Origin of the sequence: Streptomyces sp. NPDC002467, from assembly GCF_042889825.1 — a bacterium.
GTDB lineage: Bacteria > Actinomycetota > Actinomycetes > Streptomycetales > Streptomycetaceae > Streptomyces.
The window spans coordinates 394,008-413,219 of record NZ_JBIARJ010000004.1; the positions used below are offsets into that span (position 1 = coordinate 394,008).

14 protein-coding genes and 1 pseudogene are annotated in these 19,212 nt (G+C 70.5%); 2 read left to right on the forward strand and 13 right to left on the reverse strand.

Annotated features, from left to right (window positions below; genetic code table 11):
- Window positions 1-5 precede the first annotated feature (5 nt).
- The 8 genes and pseudogenes from ACFYYJ_RS11450 to ACFYYJ_RS11485 form a co-directional block, all read right to left on the reverse strand.
- Entirely contained in the window at window positions 6-446 is a 441-nt protein-coding gene (locus ACFYYJ_RS11450) for a DUF6278 family protein (RefSeq protein ID WP_385121558.1), read from the reverse strand.
- A gap of 81 nt (window positions 447-527) precedes the next feature.
- On the reverse strand, window positions 528-1,307 hold the full coding sequence (locus ACFYYJ_RS11455; RefSeq protein ID WP_385362506.1) for an exodeoxyribonuclease III: 780 nt from the start codon (window positions 1,305-1,307) through the stop codon (window positions 528-530).
- Window positions 1,308-1,335: 28 nt separating this feature from the next.
- Window positions 1,336-1,968, reverse strand: coding sequence for an MBL fold metallo-hydrolase (locus tag ACFYYJ_RS11460; protein ID WP_385121552.1), 633 nt, complete (start codon window positions 1,966-1,968; stop codon window positions 1,336-1,338).
- A gap of 9 nt (window positions 1,969-1,977) precedes the next feature.
- Window positions 1,978-2,568, reverse strand: a complete 591-nt coding sequence (locus ACFYYJ_RS11465) for a hypothetical protein (RefSeq protein WP_385121549.1) — start codon at window positions 2,566-2,568, stop codon at window positions 1,978-1,980.
- 98 nt (window positions 2,569-2,666) lie between these two features.
- Window positions 2,667-3,830, reverse strand: a pseudogene (locus ACFYYJ_RS11470) (ROK family glucokinase); the annotation flags it as partial.
- Window positions 3,827-4,693, reverse strand: coding sequence for an ATP-binding cassette domain-containing protein (locus ACFYYJ_RS11475; RefSeq protein WP_385121546.1), 867 nt, complete (start codon window positions 4,691-4,693; stop codon window positions 3,827-3,829). The gene ACFYYJ_RS11475 and the pseudogene ACFYYJ_RS11470, both read right to left, overlap by 4 nt.
- Complete coding sequence (locus tag ACFYYJ_RS11480) at window positions 4,663-5,694, reverse strand: ABC transporter permease (protein WP_385121543.1); 1,032 nt, start codon at window positions 5,692-5,694, stop codon at window positions 4,663-4,665. The genes ACFYYJ_RS11475 and ACFYYJ_RS11480 overlap by 31 nt, the downstream gene beginning before the upstream one ends.
- Entirely contained in the window at window positions 5,691-6,671 is a 981-nt protein-coding gene (locus tag ACFYYJ_RS11485; RefSeq protein ID WP_385362523.1) for a substrate-binding domain-containing protein, read from the reverse strand. Before ACFYYJ_RS11485 ends, ACFYYJ_RS11480 begins: the two co-directional genes overlap by 4 nt.
- A 208-nt stretch (window positions 6,672-6,879) precedes the next feature.
- Between ACFYYJ_RS11485 and ACFYYJ_RS11490 the strand changes: the two genes are divergently transcribed.
- The gene (locus ACFYYJ_RS11490; protein WP_385362500.1) at window positions 6,880-7,884 is read left to right on the forward strand and encodes a Gfo/Idh/MocA family oxidoreductase; all 1,005 of its coding nucleotides are present in this window, start codon (window positions 6,880-6,882) and stop codon (window positions 7,882-7,884) included.
- A gap of 21 nt (window positions 7,885-7,905) precedes the next feature.
- On the opposite strand, the gene ACFYYJ_RS11495 is transcribed toward ACFYYJ_RS11490, so the two are convergent.
- The gene (locus ACFYYJ_RS11495) at window positions 7,906-9,114 is read right to left on the reverse strand and encodes a cytochrome P450 (RefSeq protein ID WP_389131091.1); all 1,209 of its coding nucleotides are present in this window, start codon (window positions 9,112-9,114) and stop codon (window positions 7,906-7,908) included.
- 54 nt (window positions 9,115-9,168) lie between these two features.
- Entirely contained in the window at window positions 9,169-10,080 is a 912-nt protein-coding gene (locus ACFYYJ_RS11500; protein ID WP_385362496.1) for a DMT family transporter, read from the reverse strand.
- Between the two features lie 131 nt (window positions 10,081-10,211).
- Between ACFYYJ_RS11500 and ACFYYJ_RS11505 the strand changes: the two genes are divergently transcribed.
- Complete coding sequence (locus tag ACFYYJ_RS11505) at window positions 10,212-10,580, forward strand: hypothetical protein (protein ID WP_385362494.1); 369 nt, start codon at window positions 10,212-10,214, stop codon at window positions 10,578-10,580.
- Window positions 10,581-10,607: 27 nt separating this feature from the next.
- Here ACFYYJ_RS11505 and ACFYYJ_RS11510 read toward each other — a convergent pair whose 3' ends face one another.
- The 3 genes from ACFYYJ_RS11510 to ACFYYJ_RS11520 form a co-directional block, all read right to left on the reverse strand.
- Window positions 10,608-11,225 carry a dihydrofolate reductase family protein gene (locus ACFYYJ_RS11510; RefSeq protein WP_385121525.1) on the reverse strand — a complete coding sequence of 206 codons (618 nt, stop codon included), beginning with the start codon at window positions 11,223-11,225 and terminating at the stop codon, window positions 10,608-10,610.
- Between the two features lie 224 nt (window positions 11,226-11,449).
- The gene (locus tag ACFYYJ_RS11515; RefSeq protein WP_389131096.1) at window positions 11,450-11,782 is read right to left on the reverse strand and encodes a hypothetical protein; all 333 of its coding nucleotides are present in this window, start codon (window positions 11,780-11,782) and stop codon (window positions 11,450-11,452) included.
- Between the two features lie 5 nt (window positions 11,783-11,787).
- Window positions 11,788-19,113 carry a polymorphic toxin-type HINT domain-containing protein gene (locus ACFYYJ_RS11520; RefSeq protein WP_389131099.1) on the reverse strand — a complete coding sequence of 2,442 codons (7,326 nt, stop codon included), beginning with the start codon at window positions 19,111-19,113 and terminating at the stop codon, window positions 11,788-11,790.
- Window positions 19,114-19,212: the final 99 nt, after the last annotated feature.

Sequence of the window (19,212 nt, forward strand, 5' to 3'; positions counted from 1 at the left end):
GCCGCTCATCCCTCCGAGGCCTCGGCGTAGGCCTGGCCGAGCTCGGGGGAACCGGTCATCGCCCAGGAGACCCCCGACTCGATCACGTTCAGCTCCCGGCCCGAGGCCAGCCGGATCACCGGCTGGCCGCTCGGCCGGACCGCCCAGCCCGTTCCCGGGACGGTGCGGATGATCACGGTGCCGAGGTAGAAGCCTGCGTCGTTGCCGAGCCACGGCACGATCTCCGGGTCCCGCCGCCAGCGGGGCATCAGTTGGTCGAGGGCTCCCAACGAGGCGACGCTCTCGTCGAGTTCGAGCCCCGCCGCCCTCGCCTGGACGCGCAGCATCTCGCACTCGGAGAACAACTCGGCCACGCCCTCGGGGTCGTCCGCGAAGGCGGCGGCAAGTCCCGCGCCCTGTTCCGCTTCGTGTCGGTTAAGCCAGTTGCCCAGGAAGGGGATGTTCATACCGCCCAGCGTCGCACCAGGATCCGCCGCCGGCCACAGGGCGCGCCTGGATCGGACGGCACGGTTCTGTCCGGAGGGTCGTCAGAGCTCCAGGTCCACGACGACCGGGGCGTGGTCGGAGGCGCCCTTGCCCTTGCGCTCCTCGCGGTCCACGTAGGCGTCCTTGACGGCCTTGCCGAAGGCCTCGTTGCCGTACACCAGGTCGATGCGCATGCCCTTGTTCTTGGGGAACGCCAGCATCCGGTAGTCCCAGAACGTGTACGGGCGGTCGTACTTGAGCGCGCGCGGGAAGACGTCGGAGAGCCCGGCCGTGCGCAGCGCCTCCAGGGCGGCCCGCTCGGCGGGGGTCACGTGCGTGAGGCCCTCGAAGACGGCCGGGTCGTAGACGTCCTCGTCGGTGGGGGCCACGTTGAAGTCGCCGAGCACCGCGAAGGGGCGGGGCCCGGCCGCGTCTTCGGCGACGGCCGCGGTCAGGGCGCGGAACCACTCCAGCTTGTAGCCGTAGTGGTCGTGCTCCACCTCGCGCCCGTTGGGCACGTAGACCGACCAGACGCGGACCCCGCCGCAGGTGGCGGAGACGGCGCGGGGCTCGTCGACCTCCTCGTAGAGCGGCCCGCCGGGCAGGCCGGTGACCACGTCCTCCAGGCCGACCTTGGAGAGCAGGGCCACGCCGTTCCACCGGCCGGTGGCGTTGACGGCCGCCTCGTAGCCCAGCTCGCTCAGCGCGTCGTACGGGAACTGCTCGGCGGAGCACTTGGTCTCCTGGATGCACAGGACGTCCGTGCCGGAGCTCTCCAGCCAAGCCAGCAGGCGCGGCAGCCGGGCGGTGATGGAGTTGACGTTGAACGTGGCGATACGCATGCGTTCAACCTACCGCCCGGCACCGACATCACAGCTCGGCGGTGCCCCCGGCGGTGAGTCGCCCGTGGTCCGTGCCGCCCAGGGAGTCCAGGGCGAAGTCGTAGATCGGCCGGGCGATGTCGGCGAGGTAGGCGTCGTGGATGTCGATGGCCCGGCGCGGCTTGACCTCGCGGACGTAGTCGATCACTTCGGCGATCTTGTTCCAGGGCGCGTGCACCGGGAGCATCAGGGTGTCCACGGGCGCGTCGGGCACGGTCAGCGCGTCCCCGGGGTGGAAGAGGGAACCCTCCACGAGGTAGCCGACATTGGTGACCCGGGGCAGGTCCGGGTGGATCACGGCGTGCAGCTCGCCGTGGACCCGCACCTCGAACCCGGCGGCGGTGAACGCGTCGCCGTGGCCCACGGTGTGCACCCGGCCCGGGTAGGCGGGCGCGATCTTCTCCGCGACGCTGCGCAGGGTCCACAGCTCGGCCGCCGGATTCGCGTCGAGCGCGGCCCGCAGCCGCCCCTCGTCGAAGTGGTCGGGGTGTTCGTGCGTGACCAGCAGGGCGTCCGCCCCGAGACCGGCATCGGATTCGCTGAAGGCGCCCGGGTCGATGACGAGCACGCGCCCGTCCTTCTCCAGCTGGACGCAGGAGTGCAGCCGCTTGGTGAGCTTCATGATCCCAGGCTACGGAACGGCGGTGGAGACCACGTAGACCTTGGGGTTCTCGGGGTTCGTGAGGTCGACCGTGATGTCCCGGGTCGGGCGCGGTTCCGGCTGTTCCAGGGTGATCCCGTACCAGCTCGCCTTCGGGCTCCAGCTCCAACCCGCGACCTCGGAGTCGTGCGGGGAGATCGCGATCTCCCCTTGGGCGAGGGCGTCGCGGCTGGTGCCGACGGAGGCGAGGAAGGCGTCCAGGTCGGCCGGGGTGACCGAGAAGGCGGTGAACAGCCGGCTGGTGTGCCAGTTGTTGGTCTCCAGGAAGCCGACCCGCCAGGCCTTCGGCGGTATGGGCACCTCGTAGATGCTGCGCTGCACCTTGGAGGGCCAGCCCGGCCGGACCGTGGAGGCGCCGACCCGGGCGGCCTTGTCGCGGCCGCTCTCGCGGCTCTGCTGGGTGGAGATCGCCAGGTAGCCCGCCGGGACGCCGATCAGCAGCAGGATGATGACGGCGGTGATCCAGCGGCGCTTGACGACGTGCCGGCGGTCCTCGACGGGGCGCGGGGTGGCGTCGCCGTCGGGGGGAGGGGCCTGGCGGGGCAGGGTGGGCGGGTTCACTGCTGGTCGTCCAGGTTCTCGGGGCCGCGGATCTCGGAGCCGGGCGTGTGGGGACCGGGGGTCTCGGGGGCCTTGGTTTCGCGGGCCTTGGTTTCGGGGGTCCCGGTGTCGCGGGCCGTCGTGTCGCGGCGGCCCAGTTGCTGCGCGTAGCGCTCGTACCGTTCGTAGCGCTCGACCCGGCGGCGGGTGGCGCGGCGGAAGCGGCGGGCGACGAGCCGGGCCAGGTCGGCCGCGCCGACCATGCCCGCCTCGGGGCCGAGCTGCGCCTTGGCGATACGGGCCTCGGGGCGGTAGCCGCGGCCCGTCAGGTGGCGCCGGAAGGCGTCCCGGGCGGGGCCGATGAGCAGGTCGTCGGCGGCGCTGACGCCGCCGCCGATGACGAAGCAGGAGGGGTCGAGGGCGGCGGCCAGGTTGGCGATGCCGACGCCGAGCCACTGGCCGATGTCCTGGAGCAGCTCGACGCACATGGCGTCGCCCTCGCGGGCCAGCTCGGTGATGAGCGGCCCGGTGATCTCCGAAACGTTCCCGCCGACCCTGGCGATGATGTTGTACGCGACCGGGGAGTCCGCCGCGGCCAGCTCGCGGGCCTCGCGGACCAGGGCGTTGCCGGAGCTGTACTGCTCCCAGCAGCCGCGGTTTCCGCAGGGGCAGCGGTGCCCGCCGGGGACGACCTGCATGTGGCCGAACTCGCCGGCGACCCCGTAGCGGCCGCGCTTGACCTGGCCGCCTTCGAGGATGGCCCCGCCGATGCCGGTGCCGAGCGTGATCATGACGAGGTGGTCCTCGCCGCGGCCGGCGCCGAAGCGCCATTCCGCCCAGGCGGCGGTGTTGGCGTCGTTGTCGACCATGACGGGGACGGCGAGCCGGGACTGGAGGGCGTCGCGCAGGGGCTCGTCGCGCCAGGCCAGGTGGGGGGCGAAGAGGACCCGGGAGCGGTCGGCGTCGACCCAGCCGGCCGCGCCGATGCCGACGGCGTGCACGTCGTGCCGGTCGGAGAGGTCCAGGACCAGTTCGACGATGGTGTCCTCGACGACCTTGGGGCTCTTGGACTTGTCGGGGGTCTCGGTGCGGATCTTCTCCAGGATGACCCCGTCGGCGTCGACGACGCCGGCCATCACCTTGGTCCCGCCGATGTCGATGCCGACGGTCGGGACGCGCGGGGCGGTCAGGTGCGACCGGCGCTCACGGGTCCCGATGGTCCGCAGGACGGTGCTCCTCGCCGCCCCCCGGTGGGCGAGCGTGAAGTCCCGGTACGTGCTCATCGAGTCGTGTCGTCCCTGTCGGTGGTGGCGGTGGGCTTGGTGCGGTCGTCCCCCGATTCTGCCACCCGCTCCAGTTCGTGGCTCAGCTCGTCGAGCTCGGAGCCGCCCGCCATCTGCCGGGTGAGCTCGTCGAGGGTGATCGAGTCGCGGGTGTGGCTGCCCGCCATGGTGCCGCGTTTGAGCAGGACGAAGCGGTCCCCGACCAGGTACGCGTGGTGCGGGTTGTGGGTGATCAGGACCACGCCGAGACCCGCGTCACGGGCGGCGGCGACGTACTTGAGGACCACCCCGGACTGTTTGACGCCGAGGGCGGCGGTGGGCTCGTCGAGCACGAGGACCTTCGCGCCGAAGTGGACGGCGCGGGCGATGGCCACGCACTGCCGCTCGCCGCCCGACAGGGTCCCGATGGGCTGGTCGACGTCGCGCAGGTCGATGCCCATGCGCAGCAGCTCGGCGCGGGTGGTCTCGCGCATGTAGGGGACGTCGAGGCGGCGCAGCAGTCCGCGGCCCTTGGTGGGCTCGGAGCCGAGGAAGAAGTTGCGCCAGACGGGCATGAGCGGGACCACGGCGAGGTCCTGGTAGACGGTGGCGATGCCGCGGTCGAGGGCGGCGCGCGGGTTGGCGAGCACGGTCTCCTCGCCCTCGATCTCGAAGGTGCCGGCGTCGTGCCGGTGCAGCCCTGCGATGATCTTGATGAGGGTGGACTTGCCGGCGCCGTTGTCGCCGAGCACGCAGGTGATCTCGCCCGCCGAGACCTCCAGGGAGACGCCCTGGAGGGCGCGGATGTTGCCGTAGTACTTGCTGACGTCGGTCAGCTCCACCAGTGCGGTGCTCACTTTGCCTCCGCCCGCTTGCGGACCCACGCGTTGAGGAGCGTCGCGAGCAGGAGCATCGCGCCGAGGAAGAATTTGAACCAGTCCGGGTTCCACTGGGCGTAGACGATGCCGTTGCTGGTCATGCCGAAGATGAACGCGCCGACCGCCGATCCGATGGCGGAGCCGTATCCGCCGGTCATCAGACAGCCGCCGATGACCGCCGCGATGATGTACAGGAACTCGTTGCCGACGCCCTCGCCCGACTGGACCACGTCGTACGAGAAGAGGATGTGCTGGCCGGAGATCCAGGCGCACAGGGCCACGCCCATGTAGAGCCCGATACGGGTCTTCACCACGGGGACGCCGGTCGCGCGGGCCGCGTCCGCCCCGCCGCCCACGGCGAAGATCCAGTTGCCGGCGCGGGCGCGCAGCAGGATCCAGGTGGCGACGGCGACCAGGACCAGCCACCACAGGATGGTGACCTTGAGGGTGACCGAGCCGATCGTCCACTGCGAGGCGAACAGGGCGCGGGCCGAGGGGAAGCCCTCCATGTCGGCGATGGACTTGGTGGAGACCGAGCCGCTGATCAGCTTGGTGAAGCCGAGGTTCAGGCCGGTCAGCATCAGGAAGGTGCCGAGCGTGATGATGAAGCTGGGCAGCTTGGTGCGGGTCAGCATGAAGCCGTTGAAGAAGCCGATGGCCAGGGTGACGACCAGGGACACCAGGACCCCGACCCAGACGTTCGCGGTCATCTGGTAGCTGAACATCGAGCTGACCAGGGCCGACGTCGTGACCATGACACCGGCGGAGAGGTCGAACTCGCCGCCGATCATCAGCAGGGCCACCGGGCAGGCCATGATCCCGATGGTGGAGGCCGAGTACAGGATCGTGCTCAGGCTGGAGGCCTGGAGGAAGGTGGGGGCCGCGATGGAGAAGAAGACGAAGACGGCGGCGGCGCCGACGACCGCGCCGAACTCGGGACGCCCCAGCAGCTTGCGGACCAGGGAGGTCGGCGCGAGCCGTTCGTCCGCGGTGGCGGTGGCGTTCATCGCCGGCCCCGCTTGATGTAGTCCTCCAGCTTGGCGGCCTCGGCTCCGGTGACGATCTGCGGCCCGGTGAGGACCGGGCGGCCGCCGCCGAGCACGTTCGCGTTGTAGCGGTAGAGCCAGAGCAGGTCGATGGCCTCGTAGCCCTGGAGGTAGGGCTGCTGGTCGACGGCGAAGCCGAGGGCGCCGGACTTCAGGTCGCGGGCGACGGCCTCGTTCAGGTCGAAGGTGTCCACCTCGGCCTTGCTCGCGGCCGCGTCCTTGGCCTTGATCGCGGTGGCGGCGAAGGGCGCGCCGAGGGTGACGATCGCGTCGACGGACGGGTCCGCCTGGAGCTTGGCCTGGATGGCGGCCTGCACGGAGGGCATGTTGGTGCCCTCGACGTACAGGTTCTCCATCGTTCCGTCGAACGTCTTCTTGGCTCCCGCGCAGCGCTGCTCGTGGCCCACGTTGCCCTGCTCGTGCAGGACGCAGACGGCCTTCTTGCGGCCGCGCTTGGCCAGCTCCGTGCCGACGGCCTCGCCGGCGATCGTCTCGTCCTGGCCGATGTGGGTCAGCGCCCCGTACTCGGCGGACTGGGCGGATCCGGAGTTGACCGTGATCACCGGGATGCCGGCCTTGACGGCCTTGGCGATGACGTCCTTGAGGGCCTCGGGCTTGGCGAGGCTGACGACGAGCCCGTCGACCTTCTGGTCGATGGCGTTCTGCACGAACTGGGCCTGCTGCTGGGCCTGGTCGTCGTGGGCGTAGACGAAGTTGATGTTGTCCTTCGCCGCCGCTTCCTTGGCGCCCTTCTGGACGATGTCCCAGAAGGTGTCGCCGTCGCCCGCGTGGGTGACCATCGCGAAGGTCCAGCGCGGGGTGGACACGGCGGGCCGGCCCGCCTCGGCGGCCTTCGCGCGCTCCTCGGCGCGCTTGCCGCCCGTACTGCTGCAGCCCGCGAGCGAGGCCCCCAGTACCGCCGCGAGCACCGCGCCCACGACGCGCACCCCTGTCCCAACCCTAGCCACGTCGCCGCGCCCTTCCCTCGTCCGTCACGTCAGTCACGTCCATCACGTCCGTCACGACCGTCATGATTCGGTCATTCCGGTTCCAGCCGCTCAGTATCCGCCACAGTGGACCATGCGGGCCCATCGGGGCATGCCCGGGCAGATTGACAGGTCCCCCGTACGGGGTCACGTTGAGTGCATGCGCATCGGGCTCATCGGGACGGGCCGGATCGGGTCCTTCCACGCGGCGGCACTGACCCGCCACCCGGAGGCGGGCTCGCTCCTGCTCGCCGACGCCGATCCCGCGCGGGCGGCACGCCTCGCCGACCGGCTCGGGGCCACCGCCGCGCCCTCCGTGGAGCAGGTCTTCACCTGGGGCGTGGACGCGGTGGTGGTGGCCTCCGCGACCGACGCGCACGCCGACCTCGTCGTACGGGCGGTGCGCGGTGGGCTTCCGGTGTTCTGCGAGAAGCCGCTGGCCCCGGACCTGGCCCGGACCCTGGCGGCGCTGCGCGAGGTGGCGGCCTCGGGCGGCGTGCTCCAGGTGGGGTTCATGCGGCGCTTCGACGCGGGCTACCGCACGGCGCGGGAGCTGGTGCGTTCGGGCGCGCTGGGCCGGCTGCACACCGTACGGACGATGACGGCCGATCCCGCGCCGCCGAGCGCCGCGTACCTGGCGACCTCGGGCGGGCTGTACCGGGACTGCCTCGTGCACGACTTCGACATGGTGCGCTGGGTGACCGGGCGCGAGGTGACGGAGGTGTACGCGGTCGGCTCCGACGCGGGGCCGCCGAGGTTCCGGGAGACCGGGGACGTCGACACGGCGGCGGCCCTCCTCACCCTCGACGACGGGACCCTCGTCACCGCGACCGGCACCCGGTGCAACGGCGCCGGCTACGACGTGCGGATGGAGCTGGCCGGGGAGCTGGACCAGGTCTCCGCCGGGCTGGACGACCGTACGCCGATCGCCTCGACGGAACCGCACGGTCCGCCCCCGGCGAGCAAGCCGTGGACGGGCTTCCTGGAGCGGTTCGCCCCGGCGTACGAGGCGGAGCTGGCGGCCTTCGTGCACCTGGTGCGGGGCGAGGGCGTCAACGCGTGCGACGGCCGGGAGGCGCTCGCCGCGCTGCGGGTGGCGGAGGCGTGCGAGCGCTCGCGGCGGGAGGGGCGCCGGGTGCGGATGGAGGAGCTCCCGGATCTGTGAGCGGGTGACCATTCCGTACGCCTACCAGCGCACCGGGAGCCTGGTCACGCCCCGCATCAGGCTGCCCCGCTGCCAGGCCGGCGGTCCGCCGGCCGGGTCCTCCTCCAGCTCGGGGAAGCGCTCCAACAGGCCGCGGAGCGCGATGCGGCCCTCCATCCGGGCCAGCGGGGCCCCGATGCAGAAGTGCGGGCCGTGCCCGAAGGCCAGGTGGCCCTGCGGGGCGCGGCGGATGTCGAACACGTCGGGCCCCGGGTCCTGGTACTTGCCCGGGTCGCGGTCCGCGGAGGCGAGCGAGACGAGGACGGTGGCCCCGGCCGGGATGACGGCCGTGCCGAGGTCGACGTCCTCGCGGGCGTAGCGGTAGGTGGCGTTCTGGACGGGGCCCTCGTAACGGAGCATCTCCTCGACGGCGCCGTCGAGGAGCCCGTCGGGGTCGGCGCGCAGGTCGGCCAGCTGGTCGGGGTGGGCGAGCAGGGCGCGTACGCCGTTGCCGATCAGGTTCACGGTGGTCTCGTGGCCCGCGACGAGCAGCAGGAAGGCCATCCCGATCACCTCGTCGGACGAGAGGGCCTCCTCCCCGTCCTCCCCCTCCTCCCGGGTGCGGATCAGGGCGCTGAGCAGGTCCTCGCCGGGATCCTTCGCCTTGGCGGCGACGAGGTCCGCGAGGTAGCCGCTGAGCTGCCGGTGGGCGGCGCCGTCGGGGCTGCCGGCGCCCGGGGACACGATCTCGCGGGACCAGGAGCCGAACCGCCGGCGGTCGAGGTCGGGGACGCCGAGCAGCTCGCAGATCACGGTCATCGGCAGCGGGAAGGCCAGGGCCTCCACGAGGTCCGCGGTGCGCTCGCGGCGGGCGGCCATCGCGTCGAGGAGTTCGTCGGTGATCTGCCGGACCCGGGGGCGCAGGGCCTCGACCCGCCGGGCGGTGAACTCGCGGGCGACCAGGCGGCGCAGCCGGGTGTGCCGGGGCGCGTCCGATTCGAGCATGTTCGCGTTGCTCGCGGCGGCGAGGGTGTCCGGGAAGTGGCCGGATTCGCGCCAGTCCTTCGCCAGACCGGGGTGGCCCAGTGCCCGGCGGGCCTCGGCGTGGCCGACGACGAGATAAGTGGGGTCGTACTCGGGGGCCTGGGCGGTGACCCGGTGGACCGGTCCCGTCTCGCGTAATCGTGCGTAGAACGAGTGGGGGTCGGCGGAGAAGTCCGCGGCGTTCGCGCTGATGTCCACGACTGGCATTGGCCCACAGTACGGGGGCCGTTCGCCGCCCGACCCGGCGTTTTCGGCCACTCCTCAGGAGGCGGCGCGCCGACCCCAGGCCGTGCCGGCGAGAACGAGGGCCGCGCCCGCGAAGCCGAGCGGGGCGAGGTGCTCGCCGCCGATGGCGATGCCGGCGGCGGCCGCCCACAGGGGCTCGGTGCCCAGCAGCAGGCTGACGCGGGAGGGCGAGGTGCGGCGTACGGCCCACATCTGCACGAAGAAGGCGAAGAGCGTGCAGAAGAGGGAGAGGAACGCCAGCCCGGCCCATTCGGCCGCCCCGAAGCCGGCGGCGGTGGACCAGGGGCTCTCCCCCGTCCCGGGCACGGCCGCCAGCAGGGCGAATACGGCGACGGCCCCGCCGAGTTGCACGGTGGTCAGCGACAGCGAGTCCGCGTCCTGTACGGCCGGGATCCGGGCCATGAGCAGCACGTGCAGGGTCCGGGCGAGGGCGGCGCCGAGGATGAGGAGGTCACCGAGGCTCGGCGCGGTGAACCCCGCCCCCTGCGTCAGCAGCAGGACGCCGGCGATCGAGACCCCGGCGGCCCCGAGGAACCCGAGGGAGGGCTTGCGCCGTCGCACGGCGGCCTCGGCGAGCGGCGTGAAGATCATGGTCAGGCTGATGATCAGCCCGGCGTTGGTCGCGGACGTGTGGACGACCCCATACGTCTCCAGCAGGAAGATCCCGCCGAGTACGAGACCCAGCCCACCGGCGCCCCGCAGCTGCGCGGGGGTCAGCGCCCGCAGTCGGGCCCACCCGGCGACGACCAGCACGGGCAGGACGAGCGCGAACCGGAGCACGAGCACGGCGATCACGGTGTGGGCGGTGGTGATGCCCTTGGCGGCGAGGTAGCTGCCGCCCCACACGACGGCGACGGCCAGTACGGGCAGGTCGGCGAGCCAGGCCCGGCGGGGGGTGGTGGCGGGGGCGGGCGCGATCACGGTCATCGAAGCTCTCCAACGACGCTGGGGAAGTGGAGACTTCGGCGGCTCCCACGGTGCGGGGTCACCGTACCGGAGGCGATCATGCCGTTCCAACGATTTCCCTACCTGTCAGACCGGCCCCGTAGCATCGCCGCATGGCCGACTTCTACGCCCTGGACCTGGCGTTCGACCTGCTCGAATCGACCCCGGAGCCCGTGCTCGCGGAGCTCCGCCGGCAGCTCGCGCCCGGCGGGACCCTCGCCTCGCGCGGCCCGGCCGAGCGGATCGGAGGCATGCTCGTGGGCGAGTTCGCCCCGGCGTCCGGCCCCGGCTGGGCGCTGACCAGCCGCCAGGAGGTGGCCGAGGAGGAGCTCCCCGCCCTGGAGGACCTCCTGCTGGTCCTCGCCCCGCACATCCGCCGGCCGGGCCCGGTGGGCCGGATCCGGCACTGGGGGCACGAGTCCCCGGACCTCCTCGTCCTGCGCGAGGGCCGCGTGGTCCAGGTGGCCCTGGACCCCCGCTGACCCGGTGCCCGCCGAACCCGTCGCGGGTCAGTCCTCGAACGTCCCGAACGCGGCGCGCCCGGTGGGCCGGTACGTCTGGATGGCGGTCCCGCTCGAGGTGGTCCTGGACCCGGTCAGCTCGAAGGCGGTCGGCAGCCCGCCGGTCGGGAACAGCCGCCGGCCGCCGCCCAGGAAGACCGGGAAGACCAGCAGGTTCAGCTCGTCGACGAGGTCCCGCGCCAGCAGCCACTGCGCGAGCCGCCCGCTGCCGTGCACCTGGAGTTCCCCGTCGAGCGCGTCCTTGACCCGGACGATCTCGCTCTGCAACTGCTCCCCGTCGAGGACGGTGACCGGGCCCCACGCCGGCTCCTTCAGGGTGGTCGAGGCCACGTACTTGGGCAGCCGGTTCAGCTTGCCCGCCACGGGGTCGGCCGGGTCGTCGTGCTGCGGCCAGTAGCCCGCGAAGATCTCGTACGTCCGCCGCCCGAGCAGGAACGCCCCGGTCCGGCCGAAGACCTCGGTGATGAACTCCCCCATCCCCTCGTCGGCGTACGGCACGAGCCACCCGCCGTACTCGAACCCTCCGCTGCGGTCCTCGTCGGGCCCGCCGGGGGCCTGCATCACCCCGTCGAGGGTCAGGAAGGTGGTGAGGGTCAGCTTGCCCATGGCTCTGCGCTCCTTGCTCGGCAGTTGTCACACGCCTTCAGACTCCCGGACCCCGCGCAGCTCATCGCGCCGCCACGCCATGCACGATCCCCGTCCGTTCCTGCGCACGACGAGGCGTCTCTGTCACCCGGATCGGCACCGCCCACGCGAAACGCCCGGCTGGGAAGTCCCAATCGGGCGCTTGCACGAACCCCCGCAGGCGACGCTGCGGAACTCGGCGTTCGCTATTCCGCCGCCGGGGCCGCCTCGAGGAACTGTCGGTACAGAAGGGCCATCAGTGCCGCGTACGCATGCTGCGCTCGCGCGACTTCGAGATCCTTGCCTGAGGATTCCGCACAGAGCCGATCGATCCGCTCCATGAGCTCGCTCACGATCGCCGGCACATCGGCCGGGGACGGTTTGAAGATCCCGCGCTCGATGAACCTGATGACCGTCGTGAGGTATTCATCGACTTCCGCCAGATCGGCGTACGTCATCCTCAACCCCTCGGTCGCGCCACCCGACGGGAACGGCATGCGGCGCCACAGAGTGTACGAATCCATAAGGGTCAGCGTCACAGAGTTCACCTCTCAGCGGTGTACCAGAAGGAAACGACCCTTCCGTCAGGTCCGAGGATTCCGCCCATGCCCGTGCTCTTGTCGACATACTTCACGCCGAACTTTCCACCATCCATGGGCATCCTCTTCGCATCCAGCCCGATCTTGCCTCCCGGCTGCGCCAGGCGGGCGGCCCAGTCCGAAGCGTCCTTCAGGTACTGCTCGCGCGTCACACCTGCCCGGGCTCCGTGCCGCTCCGTGTAATGCCATTCGAAGCTCGCCTCAGACGTTTCGAAACTGCCCGGGTGCCAGGAGTCCGGGACGCCGGGCGGGCACGGAGTCGTGTTGTGCACCAGCACTGGCATTTTTCCAGCCAGCACATAGTACGTGTGAAGGTCGGAGACCGTCAGATTGTATGTCGGCTGTTCCGCACGATAGGTACGCGTCCGCACGACGGAGACCGCGCTCCCGTCGTCCGTGCGCAGGGTCATGCCGACCTTGAGGTCCGCCGCATCGACCCAGGCACCTGCCGATACGGACCAGAACGGGTGGTGGTCCGTGGTCGTGATGACCTGATCGGCATCCTCCGAGCCGACGGTCAGGTCGACGTACTTCTTGTCGTCCTCCGTCCGGATTTCGGCGGTGACGGTCTTGGATGCGGTTTCTCCCGTCTCGGGGTCGGTGGCGAGGACCTTGTCGCCGACCGCGATCTCCTCGATCTTCTTGCTCGTGCCGTCAGCCATCAGCACGAGCGTTTCTTCAGTGAAACTGTTGCGCCGGAGACAGGAGATGGCCACGTCGACCGCTTCATGGGCCGACAGACCGCCCGCCCCGGCCTTGGCGGCCTTGCCGGCCTTGGCCGCCCTGCCGATGGCGCCCGTGGCGATCGTGATCGTGATGTCCACGGCGGCCATGCCGCAGTTCTTGTTCCACCCCGGATTCTTGGCGCATTCCCAGGCGTTCCGGATTCCCAGGGCCTCCATCCAGTCACCGCTGGGGCTGGTGAGGCCGATCCTGTTCGCTGTGTCGCAGAAGGACGTGGCCTGGTCGTACATGCTGAAGCAGTAGCCGTCCGCCCAGCGCCGCAGGTTCTCCTGGTAGGTCCGGGTGGGCCAGTAGCCACGCCGGAGCAGTTCCTCCTCGGTGGGAAGGGTCTTGCCGGCGATGACCAGCTTGACGGTGCTCGGCTTGCCGCCGCCGCCCGTCGATCCTCCCTTCGACCCGCTGCCTCCGGAGCTCTTCTTGCGTTCCACCTCCGGGTCGTTCTCGGGCTTGTAGTCCCCGTAGGTGCCGTTCGAGCCGGCGCAGTAGTTGGGGTAGCAGCTTTCGAGCCCGGTGGGGTCCATCTGGTTGACCGGGTCGCCGTTCGCGTACACGTAGCCGTTCATCTGCATCGGGTTGGTGATGTCGATGACCGGGTCGACGCTGATGAAGCGGCCGTTCGCCGGTTCGTACTCGCGGGCGCCGATGTGCGTGAGGCCCGTGGCCGCGTCGTTGTTGCCGGTGCCGAGGAAGGTGCGGCTGCCGGGCCAGTTGGCGGCGAGGGCACCGCGCTGGTTGCCGTACGGGTCGTACTTGCGGCGGGTGACCGCCTGGCCGGGCTTCTGTTCGACGGCCGTGGTCGCGGTGTTGTGGTTGTCGGACAGCAGCACGGTCAGCTTGTGGCCGGTGTTCTTGCCGCCGGTCTGGCGCGTGGTGGTGACCCCACCGGGGCCGGTGTAGTAGCGGATGGCGTCGACGGCCTGGCCCGCCTTGTTGACCGTCACCTCGGCTTCGCCGAGGTACAGCGTGCGGGCGCTGCCCGTCTCCTGGATGAGGCGGCTGCCGTCAGGGCCGTAGACGTAGGTGGTGGTGTTGTCCGCGAGCGTCCACTGCTGGGCGGCGGCGCCGGCGACACAGGTGTACATGTCGAGGTCGTTGCCGTCGACCGGGTTGTCGTTGGGGACGGTGACGCAGGTGTTGGATGCCGGGTTGTAGAGGGTCTTGTCCGCTCGGGACTGGAACTTCTGCTTGGTGCCGCCGTCACAGGTGGCCAGCACCGCGTCCGCGCCCTGTGCGGTCAGGCACTTGCCGAGGGCCTGGACGGTGTCACCGGTCAGCTTCCACTGCTGGGCCTTGGTCTCGTTGCAGGGCAGGATCTGGACGGCGGTGCCGTCCGCCGTGGCGCCATCGGCGACGTCGAGGCACTTGCCCGCCATGCCGGTGACGGCGACGGCACCGACACCCGGGCTGCTCGCCGAGGTGGGCTTGTTGCGGCGGTCCCAGTTCAGGGTCTGGGTATCGCCGTCGATGGTGCGCCGGGCCGTGTTGCCCGCGCTGTCGTAGCCGTAGGTGGAGAGGGAAGTGACCGTCGAGTTCGGGGTCTTGGTGGTCTTCTTGACCTCGGTGAGAGCGTGCGGATGGGTCTTGACCGGCGGCTGGCCGCCCGCCGCGACGTCGACGCCGTAGGCGTACGTCGTCGAGTCGTCCAGCGCACCGCTGGTGAGATCACGGTCGACGAGCTTGGTCCGGTTGCCGATGGCGTCGAACTCGTACTCCTGCCAGTAGCCGTCACCGTCGGGGCCGGCGGTGACGTCGCTCAGGCTGGGGCCGGTGCAGTTCTCGGTCCTGCCGGTCCACGCCTTGGCGAGCTGGCCCAGTGCGTTGTAGGCGTAGCACTGGCGGTCGACGCGGTCGCCGGGCTGGGTGTCCGTGACCGAGGTGATCCTGCCGACCGTGTCGTACTTGTAGGAAACGGCGTTGATCCGGTTGGGTCCCGGCGTCTCCCGGTCCGCGAAGGTGTTGGTGACGCGGCCCGTTTCCGGCTCGTAGAGGGTGGTCGTCCACACCCGCTGGGGGGCGTTGCCGGATGCGGTGCGCAGGACCTCACCGAAGGGGCTGAGGACCGTGTCCGCCGTGTACCAGGACAGGCCCGACAGCGTTACCGGCGCACCGTCCTCGTTGTAGCGGGTGATCAGTTTCTCCGCGGCGAGCCCGCCGGGGGTGGCCGGGACGGTGGTGGACTGGATCTTGCCGGTGGGCGTGTACTTGGTGGTGTAGGCGTACGTGCCCGCCAGACCCTTGGTCGCCGGACCGTCCGGGATCGTGACGGTGTTGCCGGTCGCCCGGTACTCGGCGTCGTAACCGGTCACCTGGCTGGTCACCGTGAGGCTGCCGTTGCGGCGGGTGGACGCGACCGGGTAGCCCTTCGCTCCCGACAGGGTGTCGAAGGTCCAGGTGGCGGTCGGAGTCCCGTTCGGGTCGTCCTCGATCTCGGCCGTCTTGCGGCCCAGCTTGTCGTAGTTGGTGTACGTCTTCTGCCCGGCCGCGTTCTCGGCCCATACCCGCTGGTCGAGGTTGTTGTAGCCGAAGGACCCGATTCCCAGGTCGGGGTCGCTGGTGCCGGTCAGACGGCCGCGGGCGTCGTAGGTGTACGTCCAATTGTTGGCGGCCGCGTCGGTGACCTTGGCCAGCTTGCCCCGCACGTCGTACGCGTAGCCGGTGGTGGTCCACGTGGTCAGGTCGACGGCGGTGTACTTCTGGACCAGGACCGTGCGGTTCAGCGCGTCGGTCCAGGTCTTGGTGGCCTCACTGCCCGGCATCGGAGCCGATCCGTCGGCCGACATGCCGCTGCGCTGGACGGTCCAGTCCCCACCGTACGTCGTGACGTCGGAGTGGTGCGGGGTGCCCTTGTGGAGCGTGGTGGAGCGCACCGGGCGGCCGAGGCCGTCGTAAGCGGTCGCGGTGGCGTTGGGGACCTGGAAGACCGTCTCCGGGACGAAGATCTTCTGGTCCGGCTCCCCTTCCGCGTAGTAGGCGTTGTTGGTCTGCCGGACCGTGCCGTTCGCGTTGTGGAGCGAGTCGGTGACCAAGCGGCCGCCGCCGAACGCTTCCCTCTGGGTCTGGCGCGGGCGCAGCAGGCCGTCGTAGATCGTGACCGTGTTCTCGTACGTCCCGTTGTCCCGCAGGGCGCCGGAGATCACCGTCGGCGGCTTGTCGACGGACGTGTCGTACGAGAAGACGTACGTGGCCTTGTCCGTACCGGCCTTCCGGGACGGGGTCCACACGCCCGTGGTGCGGCCCAGTTCGTCGTAGGCCATGCTCACCTTGCGACCGTTGGCATCGGTGCTTTCCAGCACGCTGCCGCGGCCGGGGTCCGACTTCGTCGTCAGGGTGTGGCCGAGGGCGTTGGTGATCGTGGTGGAGAAGACCGGACCCGTGGCCGGACTGACGGTCGTGGAGGTGGGGTTGCCGGCCGCGTCGTAGGACTTGGTGGGCCTGCCCAGGGCGTCGTACTCGGTGCGGGTCGTGGTGACCCATCCGGTGCCGGCGCCGTCGAGGCTGTCGACCTGGACCGGCAGACCCCTCACCGGGGCGGTGCCGAACGCGCCGAGCGCGTCGTAGGAGGTACGGGCGTCGGCCAGTACCTCTCCGGTGGCGGCCTTGCCGCAGTCACCGGCCGTACTGCGCACCCGCTGGGCGAGGCCGATGATGTGCTTCGCCGTGTTGTGCACGTACGTGGTGGTGGTGCAGTTCTGCTCCGACGTGGTCCATCCCGTGCCGTTCGGCGTCAGCACTTCGGCCTGCGCAGTCTTGAGCAGACCGTACGCCGCCTCGTCGTACGTGTTGACGGTGCGGACCATTCGGGTCCCGCCGTCGCTGGTCGACTGGTGGGCGTCGGAACGTGCCGTGCCGGTACGGAAGGCCTCCAGGTCCGTCGTACCGCGCCGGGGACGCGAGGCCGTCCGCTGGCTCCAGGGCCAGTTGAGCACCCGCGAGACGACGCTGCCGCCGGCCTTGGTGAAGCTGATCGTTTCGGCGGCTTGGCCCTGCAGCGGGAGGATGTCCTCGCCGAGGTCCTCGGTGTTCGTGGAGTCCTTGATCCTTACCTTCGCGCGACCGCCGTCGCCGGACATTCCGCGGAAGTAGCGGGTGCGGGTCTGCGACTGCTCGGTGGCGTCGGGCTTGCCCGCGTTGGCGGTGACTCCCTTGGTCGTGACGACCGACGCGTAGCCGCGCCACTGGCTGTACGTGCGGCGTTCGGGCTTGGAGAACTCGTCGGTGTCCTTGCCCCAGGCCGCGTCGCCTTCGTAGGTGTAGCTGGTGGTGACGTCGGGCTGGCGGGCGACCCGGTCCTTCTCGATCACCTTGTCGACGACGTACTTGTTGAACCACTCGAGCGGCGGGGTCTCCAGCTCGCTGTCCGGGGACCAGTGGACGGGGAAGCAGCGGGTGGTGTTCTCCTCGGGCTTCGGGTGTGAGGCGCCCACCGCGCAGGGGGCGGAGTAGTCGACGTAGATCTCACCGCCGGTCTCGTTGCGGATGGTCTCCACGCGGAGGCGGTCGTAGTCGGGGGTGGCGTCGGTGGAGCTCTTCGCGACGCGGTTCGGCATGTCCTGCACGTTGGGCAGGAAGGACACCGGCGGCAGCTGGATCCCGATCGGGTTGCCGGCGCTGTCCTTCGCGGTGCCGTAGCCGGTGCGGGTGATGGACTCCAGCCACAGCGGCGGGTGGGTGTCGGTGCGCTGCTTGGGGAACGACTGGGCCAGCGACCACTGGTCGACCGTGCTGAGAGCCGTGGAGCCTTCGGTGCGCTGGGCGTAGGTGGTGACGCCGGTCAGTCGCTTGCGCGACCAGAACGTGGGCGAGGAGACGTAGCAGTTCTCCGCGTCCATCTTGCAGTTGAGGGTGGAGGGGGTGTCCCACCAGGCTTGTTTGTCACCGTAGTTCTTCGACTCGAACTGGGCGTCACCGCACTTGATGCCGCCCTCTTCCAGGCAACGCTCCGCGAGGGTGAACTCGACCAGGCCGGCCGGGGCACCCGCAAGATTGTCGGAGCGCAGGCCGTACAGGATCCGGGTGGGGTATCCACCTCGGGTGTAACCGACCTCGGCGGCGTTCTTCTCCTTGAACTTCGCGTTCTTGGCGTAGCGGTTCTGCTCCTGCTTCCAGTCGATCACCATGGCGTTCCCGTGGACGTCCTCGACGTAGTCGAGGTTCCAGCGCCAGGCCTGGCGGCATGAGGAGTTGGCGTAAGCCGCCTGGTAGCAGGGCTCACCGGGGTGGTTGCCGAAGACGGGGACGGTGAAGACCGAGTCCGTGACGTTCTGCGGCGAGGTGCCGACTCCGTGCGTGCCGACGTTGTGGCGTCCGAAGTGGTAGCGCGTGCCGTCGCGAGTGGTGACGACCCAGTACTCACCGTCCTTCGCGCCGTTGGCGCCGCCCGTCACCCGCTCGACCTTCGAACCGTCGTCGGACGCGGGGACCAACTGCCCCGACACGGTGTCGCGGACCAGTTCGGTGGTGGCACCGCCGAGCGACATCACCAGGTTGTCACCGGCCCAGCACAGATCGCCCTTCTTCTTGTCCGTGCTGTTGTTGTTGTTCGGCGTGGCCGCCGTCGTGTCACGGTCCTCCGAGCAAGCCCGGTAGCGCCGTTCGATGTAGCCCGGCTCATAGCCCCAGCCGTCGCCGATCCACGACCCCTGCCCGTTGGCCACGGACGTCTTGCCGTCCACGGCCTGCGAGGAATAGGAGAAGGCGATCGTCGGCTGCGGACCGGCCGGGCTCGGCGGCACGGTCAGCGGATACGCCCACGAGAAGCCGCCACCGCTCCCTCCTGCCGACCAACTGCCGGACGGCGAAAGCGAGGTGGCTTTGTACGAGCCACCGGCACCCGTGGCCCCGTCGGAAGCAGCCAGGACCATCGAGCCGCCACCGGTCATGGTGCGCAAGCCCTGCCCGGACACGGCGACCGTGGGGTCCACAGTCGCTCTGACGGTCCCGGTGTTGGGGTCGTTGCTGCTCGGGACGTCCACGGCTGCGGAGCACTCGGGCAGCTCCGGTGAGGTCAGGAAGCACTCGGGGAGCTGTTTGATCTCCAGCCGGGAGGCCCATTCGGTGCCGTAGAGGTCCTCGAACTTCTTGTAGTCGAGCTGTACGTCGACCGGAGTGGCACTGCCTGTCGGAGGTGTGACCTTGATGATCGCGCCATCGATGCCGGCCGCTTCGGTGGCCGTACGGGCCTCTACGGCCACCTGCCAGGTACCGGACGGGGCCGGCGGAGTCGGGTTGCTCTCGGACGGCGAAGCCTTGCCGATGCTGATGGGCAGCGCGCCCGCCTTCACCAGCTGCGTCCCGCTGTCAGGGGTCAGTGCGACAGGTTCCGAACCTGCCGCCGGGGGAGCCACCTTGGAGGGCTCGTACCCGGCAGGCGGCGCCGCTGCGGCACCGTCCCAGCCCAGCAGCTTCGCGGCCTCGACCTTGTCGAGCTTGGCCTTCAGGTCCTGCTGAAGGCCTGGAAGGCTGACCCCCGTGCGGTCGCCTGGTGGCGCCGCCCAGGCCTGGGTGGGCAATAGAGATGCGACCAGCATCACGGACATTGTGATGCCGGTGCGCCCGGCGAGGCGCGCGCGTTTCGCGCGCGACCCTCTGTTTCCGGGCAGGCGAAAACTGTGCGCCGACAACGGCGA